Source organism: Burkholderia sp. WP42 (assembly GCF_000745665.1).
GTDB lineage: Bacteria > Pseudomonadota > Gammaproteobacteria > Burkholderiales > Burkholderiaceae > Burkholderia > Burkholderia vietnamiensis.
The window spans coordinates 161,800-183,672 of sequence record NZ_JQJT01000018.1; the positions used below are offsets into that span (position 1 = coordinate 161,800).

Genomic DNA, 21,873 nt, shown 5'->3' on the forward strand with positions numbered 1-21,873 from the left:
GCGAACCACTCATGCGTATCGATACCGACACTTCTCACCCGGCGACCGACGTCGGCCGCATTCCGTCCGAGCCGTGGGGCACGCTGCCCGGCGGCGACCCGGTGCGGCGCTATACGCTGCGCAATGCGCACGGCGTGCGCGTCGTCGTGAGCGATCTCGGCGCGACCGTCGTGTCGTGGCTCGCGCCGGATCGCACCGGGCGCTTCGCCGACATCGTGCTCGCGCACGACACGCCGGCCGAGTATCTCGACGCAGGCGCGTACCTCGGGGCGACGGTCGGCCGCTGGGCCAACCGGATCGCCGCCGGGCGCTTCACGCTCGACGGCATCGACTATCCGCTCGACCGCAACGAGAACGGCAACCTGCTGCATGGCGGCGCGAGCGGCTTTCATCGTGCGCGCTGGGACGTGATCGACGACCGCGGCGGGCTGACGCTGCGGCTCGAGTCGCCGGAAGGCGATGCGGGGTTCCCCGGCAACGTGCGCGTGCAGGTCCGTTACACGCTCGACGACGACGGCACGCTGACGATCGACTACACGGGCGTGACCGATGCGCCGACGCCGCTGAACCTGACGAATCACAGCTACTTCAACCTGAGCGGACGCGCGGGCGGCGACGTGCGCGGACATCTGCTGCAGATCGACGCCGACGCGTTCGTCGAAGTGGACGACGCGCTGATCCCGACCGGCACGGCCGACGTGACGGGCAGCGCGTTCGATTTCCGCCTGAGCGCACCGATCGGCGCGCGCCTCGACTGGCCGCATGCGCAGCTCGCGCGCGGGCGCGGGTTCGATCACTGCTACGTGTTGCGCGAACCGGGGGGCGGCGTGCGCACGGTTGCCTCGATCTACGATCCGGAGAGCGGGCGCGAGCTCGCCGTGTCGACCGACCAACGCGGGCTGCAGCTTTATACGGGCAACTATCTGCAGGGCTTGCGCGTGAGCGGCGGTGTGGTGTGCGCGCCGCATGCGGCGCTGTGCGTCGAGGCCGGGTACTTTCCGGATCAGGTCAATATGGATGGGTTGCGCGAAGAGACGATTCTGCGGCCGGGGCAGGTTTATCGGCAGACGACGCGGTATCGGGTGGGGGTGCGGGGGTAGTGGGCGCATGCATGCCGCGGTTCGCCGGCGGCGCGCGTGATCGCGTCGTGCCGCGGTGCTCGGGGTGAGTTGCGGTCGAATTCGGCTTCGGTTCGTGCGCGGATCGTCTGCGCGGCCGCGATGCGTGATGTGGGGCGCAGGTGGCGAGCCGTTGGGATATAGCTGAGCTGACACACGTATCCCCCGCCGCTGTCAGCGCTGCGACGGCTCCACTCAGCGCTCGGGAATCTCGATCGCATGCGTCGCTCCGGACATTGATCTGGATGGTTGCTTTTTCAACAGCATGATGCTGAGCCCGACACCGACCAGGGTCAGCAGCGCATTCCCGGTCATCAGCTTGCCGAGCGCCGAGTAGTAGGCAGCATGCGCAATCTGCGTCGCCGCCGCGAACGTCGGCGCATCGTTCTGCAATCCCGATTCGGCAATATTGCGGCTGCCGTTCGCGGCCATGAACAGTGCAGCGCGTGCCGGTTCGGCGAGCGGCAGTGCCGCATGCGCGAGACGGGCGACCACCTCCGCGTGGCTCACGCGATCCAGCACGAGCCCCGCGACGCTCACGCCGAACATCGAGCCCACCATCACGAGCGTAAAGAACAAGCCGATCGCCGTACCGGCATCTTTCGCAGGCACCTGGGTGGTGACGCCGTTGATGGTCGCGGTCGTCAGCATGCCGTTGGACACACCGAAGCAGAACAACCCGACGACGAAGATCGCACTCGACGTAGCGGGCCCGAGCACGCAGAACGCCGCGCAACTGACGAACAGCAGCGACATCGATACGAGCGTAGGAATGCGGAAGCCAACGCGATCGATTACTTTGCCGGCCAGCGGCGCGATGAACGCGACCGCGATCGTCATGCACAGCAGCCACATGCCGGATTTCAGCTTCGAGTAGTCGAGTACGTTCTGCATGAACAGCGGCAGCACGAACAGAAAGCTGGCCATCGTGTAATTGAAGATCATCCGGATCAGGATGACCGTGAGATAGCCGCGGCTCGTCAACAACGTCACGTTGATCAGCGGAGCCGGCTTGCGCAGGCTGCGTCGCACGAATATCGCCGCCGACAGCAGCCCGGCCACGGCGATCGCGGCGAGTGTGGCGGTCGCGGCCGTGCTCAGCATGTTCGACACATAGATCAGGCAACCGAGGGCGAACAGGTAGAACGGCACGCCCGCGACGTCGAGCGCCAGCGGGCGACGCGCTCCGGCTGCGTCGTCGGACACGAAAATCCAGGTCAGTACGATCGAAAGCAAGCCGAGCGGGACGTTCAGCAGGAAGATCCAGCGCCACCCGAGATATTGCAGGATGAAGCCACCGGTCGGCGGTCCGAGCGCCATGCCGACCCCGGTGATGGTGACCGCGACGCCAGTCGCGAAGCCCTTCTGGTCCGGCGGAAACGCATTCGCGATGAGCACGAGCGCAAGACCCAGCGTGGCGGCGAAACCCGCGCCCTGGACGAACCGCGCGACGATGATCTCCGTGACCGTGCTCGACCACGCGCCGAGATACAGCGACGACACCATGAAAAGCACCGCGCCGAACATGAACACGCGCTTTCGGCCCACGCTGTCGGCCATCTTGCCGAACAGGCAGAAGAACGCCGCAGCCGCGGTCAGATAGCTGACGATGATGAGCTGAATCTGCTGCATCGACGCACCGAACTCGGTCGAGAACGCCGGCAAGGCCAGATTCACGATCGTCATGTCGAGATTGGCGAGCAGCAGGCAGATGCCGATCGAAAATAGAACGATCCATTTCTTCATTGAATTGCCTCGTTATGGCTGCGCTGATCGCTCACTGGAACATGTGCATCTGTCGTCGCGATGAACCAGGGACGTGCCGAGCGACGCCGCTCGGCACGGCCGCCGGCCACGCCGTCATGCGAGTTGCCGCTCCAGCGTCTGCAGATCGAAATAGTCCTTGAAGAGCGTCAACTTGCCGTTTGCGTCGAACTCCAGAATCACCACCATCGGCAACCGAATCTCCTTGCCGCCCAGCACGATATGGCTCGTGCGCTCGACGATCGCGGTGCTGCCCTGTGCGATCAAGCGCTGCTGCTCCCAGCGATAGGTGCTTGCCTTGCCGAAGAAGTCGGTGATCTTCTCGACGACGGCATGCCTGCCGACATGCGCGCCGAGCGGTACGTCCTCGAGGCGCACGTCGTCGGCGAGCAGCGCCGACATCGACTCGATATCGCGCGCCTCGAACGCGCGGACGACTTGCTCGGCGAGGGTTTTCGTATCGTGACTCATGGGTTTTCACCTGTTCGTTGGGTTGGTGGAACGACGATCGACCCGGTGTTCGGGGCGAGCCGGCCTGATGCGCCGTTGCTGGACGGGCCGTGCGGCATTCGGGGCGCGTCTTCGACGGATAGACGACGGCCGAGCGATTCCTACGACAAGATGGATTCGTCGTCGCGGTCGCGATGGAGCTCTTGCGTGACCGCATTGCACACATCGCCGTGCGGCCTCACGACGGCGTTGCCGTTTTCGTTTTCCGCGTAGTGGTCTTCTCACGCTGCGATGCCGATCGAGGTCTCATCTTATCGACGGCCGCGGCCCGATCAAGTGTGAAAATTCACAGTCGCCGGCGCGTGAAAATTTCCAGGAAAACTGCTAGTGAGCGCGTCATGCGCCGAACCACGCCGGTGCGCGTGTCGCTGCCGGCGCATCGCGACGGCATGGCAACCGACCGGTGCCGGACCAAGCCAATCAGGGCGCGGGCCTCCCGCCGATCGCCGCCGCCAGCGCCGCGTGCGATACGACCTCCGCCATCGAGCAGCCTCAAGACGGCGTCGCACGCACGTTGCTATGCTCGCACCGCCCGACGCTGACGCGCCGGCAGTCCACCGACGGCTGCCGTCGCGCAGGAATCGGCGTTTGCTGCCGGTGCCAAGCCGGGACTAATCGCGAACCGGAATCAGCCCGAGCATCGCCGCCTTGACCGTTGCGTGAGTCTTGTTGGTGGCGTCGAGCTTGTCCATCGCATTCTGGATATGGAAACCGACGTTGCGTTCGGTCAATAGAAGAATCGCCGCGACTTCGGCGGCCGTCTTGCCCTCCGCCGTCCAGTGCAGCACTTCCTTCTCGCGGAGCGACAACCGCATTGCGCCGCTCGGCATCACGTCCGAAACGATCAGGTTGCTCATCGTCGCGTGCACGAACTGGCAAAGCCAGATCATCTCCGGCTCCGTGCGCCGCAACTCTTCCGGCGAGATGGGCGGCCCGCCGCGCACGAGGCTGAAGGTGCCCATCGCGCCGCGATGATCGCGGAGCGTCTGCGACCAGCCGTGGCGCAGGCCGAAGTCCGCTGCGTCGCGCCAGAACGCGTCATGGCCGGCCAGCGGCCCCGGCCAGGGCATTGGCCGGGTGCAGGCTTGTCCGTAATGGAGAACCGGATCGGCATGCTGATACCGCTTTTGCGCGTAATGGGCGCGCCATGCTTGCGGAAAATTGTTCCATTCCATGCTGGCGGGCCGCGTAATCGGTATCGTGACCCGCAGCACATATGCGTGGTATTCGAACCCCAGCGCGCGAACGGCCGGCGCGAGACCATCGAATGCGTCGGATGCGGTTTCCGCCTGCTCCATGCTCGCCAGCAGCGATTCTCGCCATTGACTCATCTACGGCCCCTTTGATCGCTCGGTTATTCAATATAGTGTTCCCGACCCGTGAATCGCGCCGGTCACCATATCCGAACTCCGGAACCGAATCAATTCGGCCGCGTTTCCCAAAATGGCGAACGCTACGTGGCCGCGCGGCCGGCCGCGACACCGGCGGCCCGGAACTGCCGAATGTCCTGCGGTCGCACACCCCCGAGCAGGAGCCGCCGGTAACGCTGCCATTGCCGCTCCCATCCCGATCGCGACGGACCTCCCTTCCCTGCCGCCCAGTCATCCCCCCGCCCCCCGGCAACCCCCCCGTATACCTCCCCCCGACATTCCTCTATACTGCCCCCCAGTATCCGGAGCCCACGATCCCATGCCGCATTCCCCCGAAGAAAAGAAGCGCGTCCTGACCCGCGTGCGCCGCGTGCGCGGGCAACTGAACGCGCTCGAGCAAGCGCTGGAAGACGGCGCGGACTGTGGCCCGATACTCCAGCAACTGGCTGCGATTCGCGGCGCGATCAACGGCGTGATGGCCGGCGTGCTCGAAAGCCATTTGCGCGAGGAATTCACCCAGCTCGCGGACGCGACGCGCCCCGCTTCCGGGTCGATCGACGATATCGTGACGCTCGTCCGGTCGTATTTGCGCTGACCGATACGGGATCGTCGACGTGCCGATTCATTCGATGATTACTTAAAGGATTCCCATGAAATCACGTGCCGCAGTTGCATTCGAGGCGGGCAAGCCGCTGCAGATCGTCGAGCTCGACGTCGAGCCGCCCCGCAAGGGCGAGGTGCTCGTCAAGATCACGCACACCGGCGTATGCCACACCGATGCGTTCACGTTGTCCGGCGACGATCCGGAAGGCCTGTTCCCCGCCGTGCTGGGCCATGAGGGCGCCGGCATCGTGGTCGAAGTCGGCGAAGGCGTGACGAGCGTCAAGCCGGGCGACCACGTCATTCCGCTGTACACCGCCGAATGCGGCGAGTGCCTGTTCTGCAAGAGCGGCAAGACCAACCTGTGCGTGTCGGTGCGCGCGACGCAGGGCAAGGGCGTGATGCCGGACGGCACCACCCGCTTCAGCTACAACGGTCAGCCGGTCTATCACTACATGGGCTGCTCGACCTTCAGCGAATACACGGTCGTCGCCGAAGTGTCGCTCGCCAAGATCAGCCCCGACGCCAACCCTGAGCAGGTCTGCCTGCTCGGCTGCGGCGTCACGACCGGCCTCGGCGCGGTGAAGAACACCGCCAAGGTGCAGGAAGGCGACACCGTCGCCGTGTTCGGCCTCGGCGGCATCGGCCTCGCGGTGATCCAGGGCGCCAAGCTCGCGAAGGCCGGCCGCATCATCGCGGTCGACACGAACCCCGGCAAGTTCGACCTCGCGCGCGTGTTCGGCGCGACCGACTGCGTGAACCCGAGCGATTACGACAAGCCCATTCAGCAGGTGATCGTCGAAATGACCGGCTGGGGCGTCGACCACAGCTTCGAGTGCATCGGCAACGTCAACGTGATGCGCGCGGCGCTCGAATGCGCGCACCGCGGCTGGGGCCAGTCCGTCATCATCGGCGTCGCGGGCGCCGGCCAGGAAATCTCGACGCGTCCGTTCCAGCTCGTCACCGGCCGCCGCTGGCTCGGCACCGCGTTCGGCGGCGTCAAGGGCCGCTCCGAACTGCCGGGCATGGTCGAGGACGCAATGGCCGGCAAGATCCAGCTCGCACCGTTCGTCACGCACACGAAGCCGCTCACCGAAATCAATGAAGCGTTCGACCTGATGCACGAAGGCAAGTCGATCCGCACCGTCGTGCATTTCTGATCCCCATCCGCCCGGCCGGCCACGCAGCCGGTCGCGCCGCATGACGACGCCGGCAAACCGCGAGGTTTGGCCGGCGTCGTGCATTCTGCGGGTGCGTCACGATCGCGCCGGCCGCGGCCTGCTGCGCCGGGAATGCGGCGGCGCTTCACACATACGCGCGGTCCGGTCGCACGCCCGTCAATCCCTGCGACCATCCGCGCGCGACGACATCAGGATCGGCGCGTAATGCACGGCATACGCGGCGAATGCCACGATCCAGCAAGCAGCGGACGCATCGAGCCACACGACGTAGCCCACCCCAGGCACGAGCGGCCCGAACACGCGGAGCACCGCCGCGACGATCACCAGCCAGTAACACAGCTGCTCCCACGGGCCGGCGACGAGCATGCGCCCCGTGTGGCCGAGCGCGGTGCGCGTGATCATCGCGACGATCGCGCCGCCGATCGCCCCGACCGTCAACGCATGCACGGCGAGCGAGTGCGCGACCACGCCGGCGACCGACAACGCGAGCAGCACGAAGCCGATCGGAATCCACAGACACGACACGTGCAGAATCCACACGATCGGCCGCTTGCCGACGCGCCACGAGCGCCACCCGACGATGCGCCACGCATGCAGCACCGCAGTCGCGAGCGCGGCGGCGATCAGCAATGCGCCGGGTGCGCCGAGCGCATCAGCGAACAGCGTGAGCGCGACCGCCGGCCCCGCGAGCGTATCGACGAGCCGGAAGCGGCGCATCGTGAAGCCGGGGATCGCGTTCATCGTGAACATCGGCACGATGCGGCCCGTGATCACCGCGACGAAGAACACGACGAGCCCCGTCGCCGCGTAGGCGGCGCGCAGCGCGAGATCCGCGCGGCCGGTCGTCACGGCCACATGGAACAGCACGTTGAGCGCACCGAACAGCAGCAGCGCGACCGGCAGGAACACGTTGTGCCGGTTCTTCGCGGCCAGCAGCACGCGCAGCAGCACGGCGGCGGTCACGGGCAGGAACAGCGCATCGACGATCGCCGCGGGCACGGCCGGCCCCGACCAGACGAGCACGCGTCCGGCGAGCCAGAGCAGCCACAGGGCTCCGAGCGCGGGGCCGCGCAGCGTCTCGCGCGACGTCCACGCGCGCGTGGCGGTCAGCAGAAAGCCCACGACGATCGCGGCGACGAAGCCGAAGATCATCTCGTGCACATGCCACATGAGGCCGGTCATCGCGCCCGCGCGCCCCGCGGCCGGCACACCGTGCCAAGCCGCGAGCCACACCGCGACGGCGATGCTCGCGAACCCTGCGCCGGTCAGATAGAAAGGCCGCAGCCCGAGTTGCAGCAGCGGCGGCGTGGCGGGCGCGGATGGCGCCTGCATGGGCTCGCTGATTTTCATGTGCGCTCCGTCGATCGAGGATGACGTCATTCATCCTAGACCTCCGACGCACGCGACGACGGGTGCCCCTACGGAGCGCGGTGGCATCGTCCGCGTTCGTGACCTGCGTCAAGCTCGCACTTCACGCATGTGCGAGACTTTCGCAACCGCGCGTGTGTTGTCATCGCCCCGTCAGCATCGCGCGCGTCGCATCCGCAGCGTGGCCGACGGCGATTCCCCGAACGCCCGCTTGTATTCGATCGCGAACCGCCCGAGGTGCGCGAAGCCCCATTTGAGCGCGATGTCCGTCACCGACGCGAGCCCCGGCGTCGCGTCGTCGAGCAATTCGTCGCGCACGCGCTGCAGCCGCAACTGGCGCAGATACGCCATCGGCGTGCTGCCGTGGCGGTTGCGAAACCCGGCGAACAGCGTGCTCGGGCTCACGCCCGCCAATTCGGCCAGGCGCTCGATCGTCAGCGGCTCGTCGAGATGCGCGCGGATGTATTCCTCGACGCGCCGCACGTAGAACGGCGCGAGCGGCGCCGGCGCCGGACGTGCGCCGTTGCGTATGCTGTTCGGATGGCCGTACAGCAGCAGGTTCAGCAGCGTCGACTCCAACTGCTCGAACGCGAGCGGATGGCGCAACGGATGCCCGTCGGTTGCGATCGCGTCGGCCAGCATCGGCAGCATCTGGGCGAGGCACGCGCCCTGCGGCGACGCGAGGCTGAACTCCGGCTCGAACTCCACCGGCGCGCGGCGCTCGTCGCCGAAATGGCGCCGCGCATGCCGCTCCATCACCTCGCGCTCGACGCGCAGGATCACCTGCGGGCACGCGTCGCCCCACTGCATCCGGACCGGCAGCGTCGGCGACAGCAGCGACGCGGTGTCGGGCGACGACACGAAGCGCGCCGCGCCGCACTCGATCTCGGCATCCCCGCGCAACGGTATCTGCAGCAGATAGAAGTGTTCGAGCGGCCCCGGCTCGATCGCCACCTGCCCGCCGTAGTCGAGCAGGTTCAGCGACAGGTTGCCCCAGCGCGCGTGATGCATGCAGCCGTGCAGCGCGTGCGCGGCGCCGGTCGGCGTGAGCCGATGCGGCTTGAACACGTCGGCCACGCGCGCGCGCACCTCGTCGACGTCGTTCGACTGCAGCAACAGCGTGTCGCGATTGAAACAGGCGGCCTCGCCCAGCCAGCCCGTTCCCGTAAATTGCCCCATCGAAGTTCTCCCGTCGTGCCCGATCGCACTTGCGCAGTGCACGTGTTCCCGATTCCTGGGAAGCGCGTCGCACGATCCGGATAGCACCCGGACTATCCGGACAGTCCGCGCCGTCGCGCGCGCAAGCCCCACGCCCATCACGCAAGAAGCGGACCGTTCGCGCATCGTAGAAAACTGCGCGGGTCTTCCGCATCCGCACATACCCGCAGTGCGCCGCGCGCCGGCCGCAGCGCCGCATGGCGCGCCGCAGGTTTCCGGAATCCGCGGATACCGGCCGAAGAAAGCGGATAGAAGTGCCAATTTCGTCCGCCAATACTGGGTCCATCCAAGCAACGCACCGAAGGGAGGGACGCATGAAAGGACGACACATCGAGGTTCCGTCGCCGCACGGCGGCGCGTTTCGCGCGTATCTGAGCACGCCGGCGGCCGGCAAGGGGCCCGGTATCGTGTTGTGCCACGAAATCTTCGGCGCGAACGCGACGATGCGCGACGTGGCCGACTATTACGCCGAAGAAGGCTATACGGTGCTCGTGCCCGATTTGTTCTGGCGTCAGGCGCCGGGCATCGAGCTCGGTTACACCGCGCCGGACTTCGAGCGCGCGATGGCGCTGTACCGCGACTACGACGAAAACGACGGCGTCGACGACGTCGCCGCCGCGCTGGCCGCGCTGACCGGCCGGCCGGAGTGCACGGGCAAGGCCGGCGTGCTCGGCTTCTGCCTGGGCGGCAAGCTCGCCTATCTGGCCGCGTGCCGGCTGCCGGACGTGGCGGCCGCGGTCAGCTATTACGGCGTCGGGATCGAGCACGCGCTCGACGAGGCGGCCGGCGTGCGCGGCCGGCTCGTGCTGCAGATCGCCGCCCAGGACCGCTTCTGCCCGCCGGACGCGCAGGCGCGCATCGCCGCAGCGCTGAGCGGCCGCGATGGCGTCGAGGTGTACGTGTATCCCGGCGTCGACCATGCGTTCGCGCGCAGCGGCGGCGATCACTTCGACAAGGCGGCCGCCGTGATGGCGCATCAGCGCGCGATCGCCGCGTTCCGTGCGGCGCTCGGCCCGCACTACGATCTGTCCGCACTGTGGGAAGAACACCTGCGCCACGAATTCGACACGCGCAACGTCGACGCGACGATGGCCACGATGGTCGCGCAACCGTACGTGAACCATATCCCGACGCTGACCGGCGGCGTCGGTCACGACGAGCTCAAGCGCTTCTACACGCATCACTTCGTGCATGCGAACCCGCCCGACACGACGATCACGCCGATCTCGCGCACGATCGGCGCGAACCAGATCGTCGACGAACTGCTGTTCTGCTTCACCCACACCACCGAGATCGACTGGATGCTGCCCGGCGTCGCGCCGACCGGCAAACGCGTCGAGATTCCGCTCGTCGCGATCGTCAAGTTCCGCGGCGACAAGCTGTATCACGAGCACATCTACTGGGACCAGGCCAGCGTGCTCGTGCAGATCGGCTTGCTGGACGCGGCCGGGCTGCCGGTCGCCGGCGTCGAGACGGCGCGCAAGCTGCTCGACGAAACGGTGCCGTCGAACCAGCTGATGCAGCGCTGGCGCGACAGCGCGTAAGCGCCCGAGCGACGGCCCGCAGCGCGAGCGCATCGCCTTCACTCAATCATTCCAGGAGACACCCCATGACAGCTCTGGCAGGCAAAGTCGCGATCGTCACCGGCGGCGCCACGCTGATCGGCGCGGCGGTCGCGCAGGATCTGGTGCGCGCCGGCGCGTGCGTCGCGATCGTCGACCTCGACGTGCAGAACGGCGCGCGCGTCGCCGACACGCTCGGCGAGCACGCGATCTTCATCGCCACCGACATCGCCGACGATCGTGCGATCGAGCGCGCGGTGGCGGCCGTCGTCGAGCGCTTCGGCGCGATCGACCTGCTGATCAACCTCGCATGCAGCTACGTCGACGACGGCATCCGCGCGACGCGCCGCGACTGGCTCGCGGCGATGGACGTCAACGTCGTATCGGCGGCGATGCTGGTCAAGGCCGTGCATCCGCACCTGGTGCGGCGCGGCGGCGGCGCGATCGTCAACTTCAGCTCGATCTCGGCGCAATGCGCGCAGACGGGCCGCTGGCTCTACCCGACCTCGAAGGCCGCGATGCGCCAGCTCACCCGCAGCATGGCGATGGATCTCGCGGCGGACCGGATCCGCGTGAACTCGGTGTCGCCGGGCTGGACCTGGTCGCGCGTGATGGACGAGATGACGCACGGCGACCGTGCGAAGACGGACCGCGTGGCCGCGCCGTTTCATCTGCTCGGGCGCGTCGGCGACCCGTCGGAAGTCGCGCAGGTCGTCACGTTCCTGTGCAGCGACGCGGCGAGCTTCGTCACCGGCGCCGACTACGCGGTGGACGGCGGCTATTCCGCGATGGGCCCCGAGCAGGCCGTGCCTGCGATCCCGCAGCTCGCGCAATAGCGGCAAGCCGTTGCGCCGCGCCGCATCACGACCCGATTGATTCGTCATACCAAGGATTTCATCATGAAGCGCATCGCCATCGTCGGTGCCGGCCAGTCCGGCCTTCAACTCGCTTTCACGCTGCTCGACCACGGCTATCACGTCACGCTCGCGACCAACCGCGACGCGCAGCAGATCCGCTCCGGCAAGGTGATGTCGAGCCAATGCATGTTCCACACCGCGCTGCAGCTGGAGCGCGATGCCGGCCTGAACCACTGGGAAGAAGCGTGCCCGTCCATCGAGGGGATCGGCGTCGCGGTGCCGCATCCCGACGGCGGCGGCCGCAAGGCGATCGACTGGTCGTCGCGCCTGACCCGCTACGCGCAGTCGGTCGACCAGCGCGTGAAGATGGCCGACTGGCTCGACGCAGTCCGCGACCGCGGCGCCGACGTGCGCATCTGCGACGTCGGCATAGCGGAGCTCGAAGCGCTCGCGAGCAGCCACGATCTCGTGCTGCTCGCGGCCGGCAAGGGCGAAATCGTCAACCTGCTGGGCCGCGACGACGCGCGCAGCGCGTTCGAGCGCCCGCAACGCGCGCTCGCGCTGACCTACGTGAAGGGCATGACGTCGAGCCAGCCGTATGCGCGCGTGCGCTTCAACCTGCTGCCCGACATCGGCGAATACTTCGTGTTTCCGGCGCTGACCACGACCGGCCCGTGCGAGATCATGGTGTTCGAGGGCATTCCGGGCGGCCCGCTCGACTGCTGGGCCGACGTGAAAACGCCCGAACAGCACCTCGACCGCAGCCTGTCGTTCCTGCAACGCTACGTGCCGTGGGAATTCGAGCGCTGCCGCGACGTCGAGCTGACCGATCCGAACGGCACGCTCGCCGGGCGCTTCACGCCGACCGTGCGCAAGCCGTTGTTGCGGCTGCCGTCGGGCCGCACCGTGTTCGGCATGGCCGACGCGGTGGTCGTGAACGACCCGATCACCGGGCAGGGCTCGAACAACGCGGCGAAATGCGCGAAGGTTTACGGCGACGCGATCCTCACGCGCGAGGCCGCGCCGTTCGACGAAGGCTGGATGCACGACACGTTCGAACGCTACTGGGCCTACGCGCAGCACGTCGTGCGCTGGACCAACTCGCTGCTCACGCCGCCGCCGCCGCACGTGCTCGAACTGCTCGGCGCGGCCGGCCAGTATCCGACGCTGGCCGCGACGCTCGTCGACGGCTTCGACGACCCGCGCCGCTTCGCGCCATGGTGGTTCGAGCCGGCCGCATGCGCCGCGATGATCCGCGAACACGCGGCACGTTCGGAGCAAGCGCGATGAACGCCAGCGCTTCCTCCCCTCTCGCCGCCGTCGATCCGCTGCAACTGCGCGCCGCGTTCGGGCATTTTCCGACCGGCGTCACCGTGATCACCACGCGCGCCGCCGACGGCCGCAAGGTCGGGCTTACCGCCAATTCGTTCTCGTCGCTGTCGCTCGATCCGCCGCTGGTGCTGTGGAGCCTGCGCAAGGTCGCGCCGAGCCGGCCGGATTTCGTTGCGGCCACGCACTTCGCGATCAATATCCTCGCGCACGACCAGCTCGAGCTGTCGCGCCGCTTCGCGACGCCGCGCGCCGACAAGTTCGACGGCGTGCCGCACGACGACGCCGAAGCCGGCGGCGTGCCGTGCCTGCACGGATCGAGCGCGCGCTTCGTGTGCCGCAACGTCGGCCATTACGAAGGCGGCGACCACCTGTTGTTCATCGGCCGGATCGAAGCGTTCGACGCGTTCGGCAAGGCGCCGCTGGTCTTCCATGCCGGCGAATATCGCGCGCTCTGCGCGCACCCGGATCTCGCACGCGCCGTTTGACCGGCTCTACTCATAACGCAACAGGAGGTGGTGATGAAGAATTGCGGCTCTCGCCTGCTCGCGATCGCGGGCATCGTGGTCGCCGGCCTGGCCGTCCACGCGCCGGCCCAGGCGGCCGACCTGCCGTCGGTCAACCTGGGGATGACGAGCTTCGTCGACGGGCTGCCGCCGGCCGGCTCCGGCTGGTACGGCACGCAGTACCTCGAGTACTACACGGCCGGCCGCGTCAACGACAACGCGGGCAACAAGGTCGGGCTGCCGAAGCAGGACATCGACCTGTTCGCGGGGCTGAGCCAGCTCGTCTACCAGGCGCCGCTGACGTTCGGCGGCATGCATCCGGGGCTCGACGTGATCCTGCCGTGGGTCGGCTCGGTCCATACCGACGACGGCATCGGCAACGTCGCGCTGAACGCGCGTGCGGGCTTCGGCGATCTGTTGATCGGCCCGTTCGTGCAGTTCGACCCGGTGATGGGCGCGCACGGACCGCGCTTCGCGCAGCGGGTGGAATTCCAGTTCATCGCGCCGACCGGCGCGTACGACCGCACGCGCGCGATCAATCCGGGCAGTCATTTCTGGTCGTTCGATCCGTACTGGGCCGCCACCTTCTGGATCACGCCGAAGTGGACCGTGTCGTGGCGGCTGCATTACTTGTGGAATGCAACCAATCACGCGCCGGCCGCCTCGCTCGGGCCGGACGTGACGTCGACGCAGGCCGGTCAGGCCGTGCATGCGAACTTCGCGACCGAGTACGAGGTGCGCCCCGGATTGCGGCTCGGGCTGAACGGCTACTGGCTGCGTCAGACCACCGACATGAAGGCGAACGGGCAGGACGTGTCGGGCACGCGGGAAGCGGTGTTCGCGATCGGGCCGGGCGCGATGTACAGCTTCTCGCCGCAGGACCACGTCATGTTCAACGCCTACTTCGAGACCTATGCGCGCAACCGCCCGCAGGGCACGCGGATGGTGCTGCGGTACGTGCATCACTTTCAGTGACGGGTGACGGGTGACGGGTGACGGACGGCATCGGGCCGTGCAACGCGATCGCGGCTCGCGCGCGCGCCGTGCGTTCCAATGGCCGTAGGGGGCCACCCGCGCGGGCGGTGGACTACGGCCACGTCCAGGGTCGACCATGGGTCCGGGTTGCATTGACGCCGCTATGATCGGCCTGTCTCGCGACGCCGCCCGGGGGACGACGAGCCTCCCATGAAGACGGTTGCCGTGCCGGCTCGCGATGCCGCGCAGCCGGCGCGCCGATCCACGGCGCGGCCGGCCGCGCCGCGCCGCTTACTGGCCGATGGTCGCGAAGCTCGGCAGCAGCACGCGGTACACATGAATCATCGCCGGCCCGAGCAGCACGCCCATCAGCGCGGGGAAGATGCAGAAGATCAGCGGGAACAGCAGCTTCAGCGCGATGCGCGCGGCGCGCTCCTCGGCGCGCATGCGGCGCCGCGTGCGCAGCATGTCCGACAGCACGCGCAGCGATTCGGCGACGCTCGTGCCGAACCGGTCGGCCTGGATCAGCATCGCGCAGAACGACTCGATGTCTTCCACGCCGGTGCGCAGCGCGAGGTTGCGCAATGCCGTGTCCTTGGTGAAGCCCGAGCGCATCTCGAGCAGCAGCAGGTCGAGTTCGCCCGAGACCACTTCGCTGCGAAAGCGCAGCTCCTCGCTGACCCGCATCAACGCCGCATCGAGCCCGAGCCCGGCCTCGACGCAAACCGTCAGCAGGTCGAGCGCGTCGGGGAAGTCCTCGAAGATCGTCCGCTGACGCTTGGTGATGCGGCGCGACAGGACGAAGTTCGGCAGGTAGTAGCCGATGCCGGCCAGCGCGACGAGGATGAACGACAGCAGCATGCGCTGATCGGCGAGCCGCGTCGTGGCGAGCGCGAGCAGCGCGGCGCCCGGCAACGCCAGCGCCAGCACCGTCTTCGCGGTGAAGTAGAGCCCGGCCGCGCTCGGGTCGCGCCATCCGGCATTCATCAACCGCACCCGCAGCGGCGAGTTCTCCCAGCCGTCCTGCGGCACCGACAGCTTGGAGATCGGTTGCGACAGCTCGACGAGCCGCGCGATCCAGCGCGGGCCGGGCGCGCCGGCGTCGTCCGCTCCGGCGCCGGCCGCGCCGACCGCCACGCTCGCGCCGCTGGCCTGCTGAAGCCGGCGCTGCAGGTTGCGCGGCGCGAACAGCAGCATCGCGGCCAGCACGCCGCCCGCGACGAACAGGAACAAGCCGGCGAGCATCACGGTATGTACTACGCTCAGGTTTTGCATGACAGCCTCGAATCGGTTCGTGAAGCCTGAGACACGCGTCAGACGCGAATCCGGATGATCCGGCGGATCCACAGCAGGCCGAACGCCATCGACGTCAGCATTGCGCCGACCATCTTGACGCCCGCCGGGTCCTGCCAGAGCACCGACAGAAACTCGCGGTTCAGCACGGCCATCATCCCGGCGGTGCCGAACGGCAGCAGGCCGAGAATCCACGCCGACAGCCGGCCTTCCGCCGACAGCACGCGGACCTTGTCGAACAGCTTGAAGCGCTCGCGCACCAGCGCCGCGATGCTGTCGAGCAGCTCGGCGAGATTGCCGCCGGTCTCGCGCTGGATCAGCACCGCGATCACGAAGTAGCGCAGGTCGTTCGCCGGCACGCGCGTCGCGAGATTCACCAGCGCATCGTGCAGCGACACGCCGTAGTTGATCTCGTCGAAGGTGATGCGAAACTCGCCGCTCATCGGCTCCGGAAACTCCTCGCCGACCATCCCGAGCGCGCTCGTGAACGAGTGGCCCGAGCGCAGCGCGCGCGCGATCATGTCGCACACGTCCGGTAGTTGCCGCTCGAGCTTGAGCATGCGGCGGCGGCGATGCCGCGTCACGTACAGCGTCGGGATGCAGCCGGCGAACAGCGCGACCGGCAGCACCGCGACGAGCGGCAGCGGCGTGACGCTCAGCACCAGCGCGGTGGCCGCGCACAACGCGCCGCTCAGCACGACCAGCTTGGCGACCGTCCAGTCGAGGCCGGACTGCTGCAGCACCAGATCGAGCGACTGTACGCGCGGCACGCGCAGCAGCAGCCGGTCGAACGGCTTCGACTCGTCGAGCATGCGCTTCTTCAGGATCGACATCCGCTCCTGCTGCACGCTGCCGCCGGCCGACATCGCGCGCAAGCGCGATTCGATCCGGCGTGCGGCATTGCCGTGCCGCGCGTTCCACCATTGATAGACGCCCTCGATCGCGAGCACGACCGCGACGAAGGTGAGAATCACAAAACCGTAAAAGATCGAGTCCATGAGGCCTCCGGCCGTCGTCAGTTCGTCTCGTAGTGGCGCGTCGGGTCGTACAGCGCGTCCGGCAGGTTGATGCCGAACGACTGCAGCCGCTCCGCGAACTTGGGCCGCACGCCGGTCGCGCAGAAGTAGCCGCGCACCGACCCGTCGCCGTTCATGCCGGTCCGCTTGAACGTGAAGATTTCCTGCATGTTGATGATGTCGCCCTCCATCCCGGTCAGCTCCTGGATGCTGACGATCTTGCGCTTGCCGTCGGTGAGCCGCGACGCCTGCACGACCACCGTGATCGCCGATGCGATCTGCTGGCGCATCGTCTTCGGCGGCAGCGACAGCCCGGCGACGCTGATCATGTTCTCGAGCCGCGTGAGCGCGTCGCGCGGCGTGTTCGCGTGGATCGTCGCGAGCGAGCCTTCGTGGCCGGTGTTCATCGCGTTGAGCATGTCGAGCGCTTCCGCGCCGCGCACTTCGCCGAGGATGATGCGGTCCGGCCGCATCCGCAGCGCGTTGCGCACCAGCGTGCGCTGCGTGATCTCGCCCTTGCCCTCGATGTTCGGCGGCCGCGTCTCGAGCCGCAGCACGTGCGGCTGCTGCAGCTGCAGCTCGGCCGCGTCCTCGATCGTCACGATCCGTTCCGTGCGCGGAATGAAACCCGACAGGATGTTGAGCAGCGTCGTCTTGCCGCTGCCGGTGCCGCCCGACACGAGCACGTTCACCTTCGCCTTCGCGAGCGCCTCGAGCAGCTCGGCCATCGGCTCCGTGAGGCTCTGGAAGCGCAGGAGGTCGTCGATCTTCAACGGATCGACCGCGAAGCGCCGGATCGACAGCAGCGGCCCGTCGATCGCCGACGGCGGAATGATCGCGTTCACGCGCGAGCCGTCCGGCAGCCGCGCGTCGACCATCGGGCTCGATTCGTCGATGCGGCGCCCGACCCGCGACACGATCTTCTCGATCACCTTCATCAGGTGCGCGTCGTCGTAGAACGTCACGTCGGTCAGCTCCAGTCGGCCGCCGCGCTCGACGTAGACCTGCCGGTACGTGTTCACGAGGATGTCGGACACGCCGGGGTCGCGCAGCAGCGCCTCGAGCGGGCCGAAGCCGAACATCTCGTCGTACACGTCGATCGCGAGCTGGCGGCGCTCGATGTCGTTCGCCGGCATGCGCCCCTCGTCGAGGATGCGCGAGATCAGCGCCGAGATCTCGTGGCGGACCTGGTCCTGCGGCAGCCGCGACAGCCGCTCCAGCTCGACGCGCTCGAGCACCGCCAGATGAATCTCGCGGCGCAGCTTCTGATACGCGTCGCGTACCGACGGATGGCCCGATCCGGCCGACTCCGCGCCCGTTGCCGGCGCCTGGGTCCGATACAACGACATCTGTTCGCGCAATGACATGATGGTTTCCCCGAAAGATTCACATGGACTTGAGCTTCGGCGTGGCCTTGCGGCCGAACAGCCGGGACATCAACGGTTCGCTGCTGGCCGCGTCGGGCTGGGTGCGCACGTCGCCTTCGACGATCTGCTTCGCGCACGCATGCACCGCGCGCGCGACGCCGGCGGTGCGCGCCAGGCGCGACACCGGATAGCCCTGGTCGATCGCTTCGCGCACGGTGTCGGCGTCATCCGGAATCGTGGTGCTCGCGTGCAGCCCGAGCACTTCCTCGAGCGCGGTGCGGGTGCGCTCGCCCGCGCGCGTCATCCGGTTCACCACGAGCCGCAGCTGGTCGCTCGAGTAGCCGAGCGACACGAGGATTTCCAGCATCCGGCGCCCCGCGCGCACATGCGGCATCGCGGGCTGCAGCACGAGCTGGATCTGGTCGCTGCGGTCCAGCGCGACCATCGACAGCGCGCTGATGCTCACGCCGATGTCGAAGATCACGAAGTCGTAGCGCGGCGCCGCCACGCCGAGAATCCACTCGAGCGCGTCCTCGCGCATCTCCGCGGCCTTGACCGGGTCGCCCGCGCCCGCGAGCACGTGGAAGGTCGGCGTCACGTGCGCGAGGCTCGCATCGAGGAAGGCGCCGTCGATCCGTTCGATCTGCGCGCACAGCTGCGGCAGCGTCGACGGCGGCGTCTCGTCGCTGACGAGGAACGCGGCATCGGCATACTGCTGGTTCAGGTCGATCAGCAACACGCGCCGCTTGAACTGCTCGCTGATCTCGTAGGCGACGTTGCTCGCGACGAAGCTCGTGCCCGCGCCGCCCTTGCACGACGTGAAAGAGATGATCCGCGTATCGTCGCCGTCGCGCCGCGTGCTCTGCGCGGCCGCGCGTTCGAGCGCACGGGCGAGCGCGGCCGTGTCGATCGGCCACTGCAGCACGTCGCGCGCGCCAGCGCGCATGGCGTCCAGCAGCATCTGCGGCGATGCGTCGGCGCTCACCAGGATGCCGGTCAGGCCCGGATGTTGCCGGCAGATGCGTTCGAGCGCCGCCAACTCAGCCGCATCGATCTGCCCGCTGTCGATCAGCAGGATGTCGAACGAGTCGAGCCCGTCGGTGCGATGCTCGATTTGCGACGGACGGCCGGCCGCGCGCGTCACGCGGTAACGGCCGGCGTCGCTGACGAGACGCGCGATCCGCATGAGCCGGGCCGTGTCGTCGGAAGCTACGAGGATATTGATCATGACTGTGCCTCGTCGTGCAATTATTGACAGGCTGATCCGCCGGTCGAGGAATTCAGGCTTTCGCGCGTGAGCGTCGTCGTGAAAGGCGGCATCGTGAGCGCGACGTTGACGAACGGGACCATCGTTTTGACGGTGAGGTTCGTGATGCTCAGCGTCACGAACGAGCAACTGCTCACGTCGCAGCCCGACGGCGTATAGGTCACCGCGACGTTCGCATCGGCCAGGATCGGCAGCATCGACTTCACGCGCTTGACGATGCCGGCGGCGTTCACGTCGCACACGATCGCCGTGCGCGCACCGAGCCGCATCGCCTCGGTGGCCGTGTTCCAGTAGAACAGCACCCGGCCGAATTCGAAGATGCCCAACAGCAGCATGACGAGAATCGACGAGATCAACGCGAACTCGACGATGGTCGCGCCGCGTTGGCCGCGGCGGCGCGACAGCGGGACATGGCGTGCGTTCATGACACTTGCCTCATCACGGTGACGATGTTGCCGAACGTGATCGACGACAGCCCCGGGTAGGCTGGGATCGGCTGGTACGTGTAGCCCTTCACCTTCACTTCGACGACGTTGATGCTGCCGGTCGCGGTGCCGCTCGGCGCGTTGTTGCTCGAGTCGTAGGTCGGCAGGTTCGCGAACTGCGGCGGATCCGACGCATCGGCGCAGTCGGGCGTGTGCGCGGCGTCGCAGACGATCACCATCGACGTGGTGAGCCCCGGCACCAGCTCGGTGCCGGCCGCGCCGCACGTCGTGTTTCCGTAGACGACGAGGCACTGCGCCGCGGCAAGCGGATAGGCGGCGTCGGTCGGCAGATAGACGGACAGGTAGCGCGCGGCGTTGCGCGTCGCCTTGGTGAGCGTCTCGTACTGGTAGATCGCGCGGCCGAACTCGGCCACGCCGGTCGCGAGCACGATCAGCGGGATCAGCACCAGCGCGAATTCCACGGCGGCCACGCCGCGCATGCGCGAACGGTGCATCGGAAGCCTTTTCATGATCGCGTCTCCTCTATTGAACGAGCATCGGCACCTTGACGCCCGCCGAGCTGCCGATGCCCGGCAGCCCGTGCGTCGCGCAAGGCGTCGAGCCCGATGCGGTCGAGCCGAGATATTCGAGGTGCGCGACCACGCCGCCCGCGCCCGGGCTGAACGGCAACGGATCGAGCATCAGCACGCAGTCCCACTGCGTGACGTGCAGCTTGCTGCTGCTGCCCGACAGCGTCGAGCAGTCGCCCTCCGGCGCCAGCGCGAGCCGGCGGTCGCCGCCGTACGTCTGATAGTTGCTCGCGGTGGCCGTCCCGTTGGTCGCGATGCCGCTGCCGGCCGGCGGCGCGCCGTCGCCCTGGTAGGACTTGAAGCTGGCGCGATCGAGCACGAACTGTGTGTACGCATCGCCGACGATGCCCGGCGTGCCGGGCGGCCCGTATTTCGGCCCGACGTACGCATAGCCGGTGAAGTCGGGCTGGCCGCTCGAGCCGTTCGCGCCGTTCGTATAGATGCCGAAGCGCGTGTTCCAGGCGCGCAGCGACGCGGACTTCAAGCCGGTCGAGCCGAGATCGGGCGGCGACGTGATGTTGCAGGTGTTGCCCGACAGCTCGCTCGCGATGGTCGTCTCGTTGGTCGAGCCATCGAGCGCGGCCCAGCCGAAGTTGCCCGGCCCGTAGGTCGACGACGACCCGGACGGCGACGAGATCCAGTCGCCGACCTTGTACGGCGCGGCCGACGAGGCGCGGCACACGAACACCGGAATCGCACAGGTCGTCTGCCCGGCGGCGACGGTCGCGATCGCGCTCGCCGACACCTGCGTCGCGTTCGCGACCTGTACGCCGGGCATCGTGTTCAACACGCCGACGAACCAGTTCGCGATGCCGCTCAACGTGGCCGTGCATTTCACGTACTTGACGTTGGCCGGCGTCGAAACCGCCGTCTTCGTCAGGAACGGATTCGTCAGCGAATCGCTGAACGTGACGTTCGAATCGGTCAGCATCTGCACCGCGCTCTTCTGAAAGAACGCGAAGTTGACGTGACCGGCGGCGATGCCGTCCGCCTCCGCGACGGACAGGCTGATCGCCGAAGTCAGGTCACGCGCGGCGGACAGCGCGCATGCATCGGCGCTGTTCTGCAGTTCGCTGCGCGTGACGTACAGCTTGCCGAGGTCCAGCGCGAGACCGACGAATCCGATCATCACCGCCAGTGCGAGACCGACGACGATCGCGACGGCACCGCGCTGTCGATGCAAACTGCGGCGCGTGAGTTTCGGATGACGAGCTGCGCTGGACATGGCGTTCTCCCTGAGCTTGCCTGTTGTTATTGCGCCGACTTGCCGATGCCGATCACGAAGGCATTGCCCTTCGGCTCCGGCTGCTTGAACGACTTGTCGTAGTTGTCGAGCGCGGACGCGGCGGCGCTGCCCGCGACCACCGGCTGCGACGCGTGTTCGGCCGCGTGCGGATCGATGATCTGCGCTTGCGTGACGGCGCGCACGGAGTCGCCGAAGCGCGTGTCCCACACCGGCGTCGACGACATGCAGCCGGCCAGCGCGAACGCGAGCGGTGCGGCGAGCGCCGCGCGGCGCACGAATACGAGGTAGGAGGATTTCATGAGCTTCCCCTT

General features: G+C 67.7%; 21 protein-coding genes. 8 read left to right on the plus strand and 13 right to left on the minus strand.

The annotated features are described in order from the left end of the window. Positions 1-11: 11 nt before the first annotated feature. Positions 12-1,100, plus strand: a complete 1,089-nt coding sequence (locus tag EX20_RS11770) for an aldose epimerase family protein (protein ID WP_034193639.1) — start codon at positions 12-14, stop codon at positions 1,098-1,100. Between the two features lie 213 nt (positions 1,101-1,313). On the opposite strand, the gene EX20_RS11775 is transcribed toward EX20_RS11770, so the two are convergent. The 3 genes from EX20_RS11775 to EX20_RS11785 form a co-directional block, all read right to left on the minus strand. Next, complete coding sequence (locus EX20_RS11775) at positions 1,314-2,864, minus strand: MFS transporter (protein WP_011880509.1); 1,551 nt, start codon at positions 2,862-2,864, stop codon at positions 1,314-1,316. Between the two features lie 114 nt (positions 2,865-2,978). Continuing rightward, on the minus strand, positions 2,979-3,353 hold the full coding sequence (locus EX20_RS11780) for a nuclear transport factor 2 family protein (protein WP_011880510.1): 375 nt from the start codon (positions 3,351-3,353) through the stop codon (positions 2,979-2,981). A 650-nt stretch (positions 3,354-4,003) separates the two neighbouring features. Continuing rightward, complete coding sequence (locus tag EX20_RS11785) at positions 4,004-4,723, minus strand: autoinducer binding domain-containing protein (RefSeq protein ID WP_050991260.1); 720 nt, start codon at positions 4,721-4,723, stop codon at positions 4,004-4,006. A gap of 358 nt (positions 4,724-5,081) precedes the next feature. Between EX20_RS11785 and frmR the strand changes: the two genes are divergently transcribed. Both frmR and EX20_RS11795 read left to right on the plus strand, forming a co-directional pair. Further along, on the plus strand, positions 5,082-5,357 hold the full coding sequence (gene frmR, locus EX20_RS11790) for a formaldehyde-responsive transcriptional repressor FrmR (RefSeq protein WP_011880512.1): 276 nt from the start codon (positions 5,082-5,084) through the stop codon (positions 5,355-5,357). 55 nt (positions 5,358-5,412) lie between these two features. Next, positions 5,413-6,522 (plus strand): S-(hydroxymethyl)glutathione dehydrogenase/class III alcohol dehydrogenase, encoded by a 1,110-nt coding sequence (locus EX20_RS11795; protein WP_034193640.1) that lies wholly within the window; start codon positions 5,413-5,415, stop codon positions 6,520-6,522. Positions 6,523-6,699: 177 nt separating this feature from the next. Here the strand turns inward: EX20_RS11795 and EX20_RS11800 are convergent, their stop codons facing one another. Further along, positions 6,700-7,893 (minus strand): NnrS family protein, encoded by a 1,194-nt coding sequence (locus tag EX20_RS11800; protein ID WP_034193641.1) that lies wholly within the window; start codon positions 7,891-7,893, stop codon positions 6,700-6,702. Positions 7,894-8,064: 171 nt separating this feature from the next. Further along, positions 8,065-9,090 carry an AraC family transcriptional regulator gene (locus EX20_RS11805; protein WP_014726166.1) on the minus strand — a complete coding sequence of 342 codons (1,026 nt, stop codon included), beginning with the start codon at positions 9,088-9,090 and terminating at the stop codon, positions 8,065-8,067. A gap of 353 nt (positions 9,091-9,443) precedes the next feature. Between EX20_RS11805 and EX20_RS11810 the strand changes: the two genes are divergently transcribed. From EX20_RS11810 to EX20_RS11830, 5 genes are all read left to right on the plus strand, one after another. Further along, positions 9,444-10,673, plus strand: coding sequence for a dienelactone hydrolase family protein (locus EX20_RS11810; RefSeq protein ID WP_034193642.1), 1,230 nt, complete (start codon positions 9,444-9,446; stop codon positions 10,671-10,673). Positions 10,674-10,738: 65 nt separating this feature from the next. Continuing rightward, positions 10,739-11,527, plus strand: a complete 789-nt coding sequence (locus tag EX20_RS11815) for an SDR family oxidoreductase (protein WP_014726169.1) — start codon at positions 10,739-10,741, stop codon at positions 11,525-11,527. 63 nt (positions 11,528-11,590) lie between these two features. Continuing rightward, a complete protein-coding gene (locus tag EX20_RS11820; RefSeq protein WP_034193643.1) occupies positions 11,591-12,838 on the plus strand; it encodes a styrene monooxygenase/indole monooxygenase family protein in 1,248 nt (415 codons plus the stop codon). Beyond that, the gene (locus EX20_RS11825; RefSeq protein WP_034193644.1) at positions 12,835-13,365 is read left to right on the plus strand and encodes a flavin reductase family protein; all 531 of its coding nucleotides are present in this window, start codon (positions 12,835-12,837) and stop codon (positions 13,363-13,365) included. The genes EX20_RS11820 and EX20_RS11825 overlap by 4 nt, the downstream gene beginning before the upstream one ends. A 33-nt stretch (positions 13,366-13,398) precedes the next feature. Then, complete coding sequence (locus EX20_RS11830; protein ID WP_034193679.1) at positions 13,399-14,358, plus strand: SphA family protein; 960 nt, start codon at positions 13,399-13,401, stop codon at positions 14,356-14,358. Positions 14,359-14,649: 291 nt separating this feature from the next. On the opposite strand, the gene EX20_RS11835 is transcribed toward EX20_RS11830, so the two are convergent. From EX20_RS11835 to EX20_RS11870, 8 genes are read right to left on the minus strand one after another with little or no spacing between them, the layout of a single operon-like run. Beyond that, positions 14,650-15,633, minus strand: coding sequence for a type II secretion system F family protein (locus EX20_RS11835; protein WP_011880521.1), 984 nt, complete (start codon positions 15,631-15,633; stop codon positions 14,650-14,652). A 38-nt stretch (positions 15,634-15,671) separates the two neighbouring features. Further along, positions 15,672-16,649, minus strand: a complete 978-nt coding sequence (locus EX20_RS11840; RefSeq protein ID WP_011880522.1) for a type II secretion system F family protein — start codon at positions 16,647-16,649, stop codon at positions 15,672-15,674. A gap of 17 nt (positions 16,650-16,666) precedes the next feature. Further along, positions 16,667-18,034, minus strand: coding sequence for a CpaF family protein (locus EX20_RS11845; RefSeq protein ID WP_034193645.1), 1,368 nt, complete (start codon positions 18,032-18,034; stop codon positions 16,667-16,669). Positions 18,035-18,053: 19 nt separating this feature from the next. Then, positions 18,054-19,262: an AAA family ATPase gene (locus tag EX20_RS11850; RefSeq protein WP_034193646.1), complete on the minus strand. Its 1,209-nt coding sequence runs from the start codon at positions 19,260-19,262 to the stop codon at positions 18,054-18,056. 20 nt (positions 19,263-19,282) lie between these two features. Further along, positions 19,283-19,726: a TadE/TadG family type IV pilus assembly protein gene (locus EX20_RS11855; protein ID WP_011880525.1), complete on the minus strand. Its 444-nt coding sequence runs from the start codon at positions 19,724-19,726 to the stop codon at positions 19,283-19,285. After that, the gene (locus EX20_RS11860) at positions 19,723-20,226 is read right to left on the minus strand and encodes a TadE/TadG family type IV pilus assembly protein (RefSeq protein ID WP_175464263.1); all 504 of its coding nucleotides are present in this window, start codon (positions 20,224-20,226) and stop codon (positions 19,723-19,725) included. Before EX20_RS11860 ends, EX20_RS11855 begins: the two co-directional genes overlap by 4 nt. 43 nt (positions 20,227-20,269) lie before the next feature. Further along, positions 20,270-21,541: a TadE/TadG family type IV pilus assembly protein gene (locus EX20_RS11865; RefSeq protein ID WP_034193648.1), complete on the minus strand. Its 1,272-nt coding sequence runs from the start codon at positions 21,539-21,541 to the stop codon at positions 20,270-20,272. Between the two features lie 26 nt (positions 21,542-21,567). After that, positions 21,568-21,861, minus strand: a complete 294-nt coding sequence (locus EX20_RS11870) for a hypothetical protein (protein WP_034193649.1) — start codon at positions 21,859-21,861, stop codon at positions 21,568-21,570. Positions 21,862-21,873 lie beyond the last annotated feature (12 nt).

What these genes read in the sequence shown, in the direction of transcription:
- EX20_RS11770 (WP_034193639.1), top strand. Translation starts at nt 12, where the DNA reads ATGCGTATCGATACCGACACTTCTCACCCGGCGACCGACGTCGGCCGC.
- EX20_RS11775 (WP_011880509.1), bottom strand. Translation starts at nt 2,864, where the DNA reads ATGAAGAAATGGATCGTTCTATTTTCGATCGGCATCTGCCTGCTGCTC.
- EX20_RS11780 (WP_011880510.1), bottom strand. Translation starts at nt 3,353, where the DNA reads ATGAGTCACGATACGAAAACCCTCGCCGAGCAAGTCGTCCGCGCGTTC.
- EX20_RS11785 (WP_050991260.1), bottom strand. Translation starts at nt 4,723, where the DNA reads ATGAGTCAATGGCGAGAATCGCTGCTGGCGAGCATGGAGCAGGCGGAA.
- frmR (WP_011880512.1), top strand. Translation starts at nt 5,082, where the DNA reads ATGCCGCATTCCCCCGAAGAAAAGAAGCGCGTCCTGACCCGCGTGCGC.
- EX20_RS11795 (WP_034193640.1), top strand. Translation starts at nt 5,413, where the DNA reads ATGAAATCACGTGCCGCAGTTGCATTCGAGGCGGGCAAGCCGCTGCAG.
- EX20_RS11800 (WP_034193641.1), bottom strand. Translation starts at nt 7,893, where the DNA reads ATGAAAATCAGCGAGCCCATGCAGGCGCCATCCGCGCCCGCCACGCCG.
- EX20_RS11805 (WP_014726166.1), bottom strand. Translation starts at nt 9,090, where the DNA reads ATGGGGCAATTTACGGGAACGGGCTGGCTGGGCGAGGCCGCCTGTTTC.
- EX20_RS11810 (WP_034193642.1), top strand. Translation starts at nt 9,444, where the DNA reads ATGAAAGGACGACACATCGAGGTTCCGTCGCCGCACGGCGGCGCGTTT.
- EX20_RS11815 (WP_014726169.1), top strand. Translation starts at nt 10,739, where the DNA reads ATGACAGCTCTGGCAGGCAAAGTCGCGATCGTCACCGGCGGCGCCACG.
- EX20_RS11820 (WP_034193643.1), top strand. Translation starts at nt 11,591, where the DNA reads ATGAAGCGCATCGCCATCGTCGGTGCCGGCCAGTCCGGCCTTCAACTC.
- EX20_RS11825 (WP_034193644.1), top strand. Translation starts at nt 12,835, where the DNA reads ATGAACGCCAGCGCTTCCTCCCCTCTCGCCGCCGTCGATCCGCTGCAA.
- EX20_RS11830 (WP_034193679.1), top strand. Translation starts at nt 13,399, where the DNA reads ATGAAGAATTGCGGCTCTCGCCTGCTCGCGATCGCGGGCATCGTGGTC.
- EX20_RS11835 (WP_011880521.1), bottom strand. Translation starts at nt 15,633, where the DNA reads ATGCAAAACCTGAGCGTAGTACATACCGTGATGCTCGCCGGCTTGTTC.
- EX20_RS11840 (WP_011880522.1), bottom strand. Translation starts at nt 16,649, where the DNA reads ATGGACTCGATCTTTTACGGTTTTGTGATTCTCACCTTCGTCGCGGTC.
- EX20_RS11845 (WP_034193645.1), bottom strand. Translation starts at nt 18,034, where the DNA reads ATGTCATTGCGCGAACAGATGTCGTTGTATCGGACCCAGGCGCCGGCA.
- EX20_RS11850 (WP_034193646.1), bottom strand. Translation starts at nt 19,262, where the DNA reads ATGATCAATATCCTCGTAGCTTCCGACGACACGGCCCGGCTCATGCGG.
- EX20_RS11855 (WP_011880525.1), bottom strand. Translation starts at nt 19,726, where the DNA reads ATGAACGCACGCCATGTCCCGCTGTCGCGCCGCCGCGGCCAACGCGGC.
- EX20_RS11860 (WP_175464263.1), bottom strand. Translation starts at nt 20,226, where the DNA reads ATGCGCGGCGTGGCCGCCGTGGAATTCGCGCTGGTGCTGATCCCGCTG.
- EX20_RS11865 (WP_034193648.1), bottom strand. Translation starts at nt 21,541, where the DNA reads ATGTCCAGCGCAGCTCGTCATCCGAAACTCACGCGCCGCAGTTTGCAT.
- EX20_RS11870 (WP_034193649.1), bottom strand. Translation starts at nt 21,861, where the DNA reads ATGAAATCCTCCTACCTCGTATTCGTGCGCCGCGCGGCGCTCGCCGCA.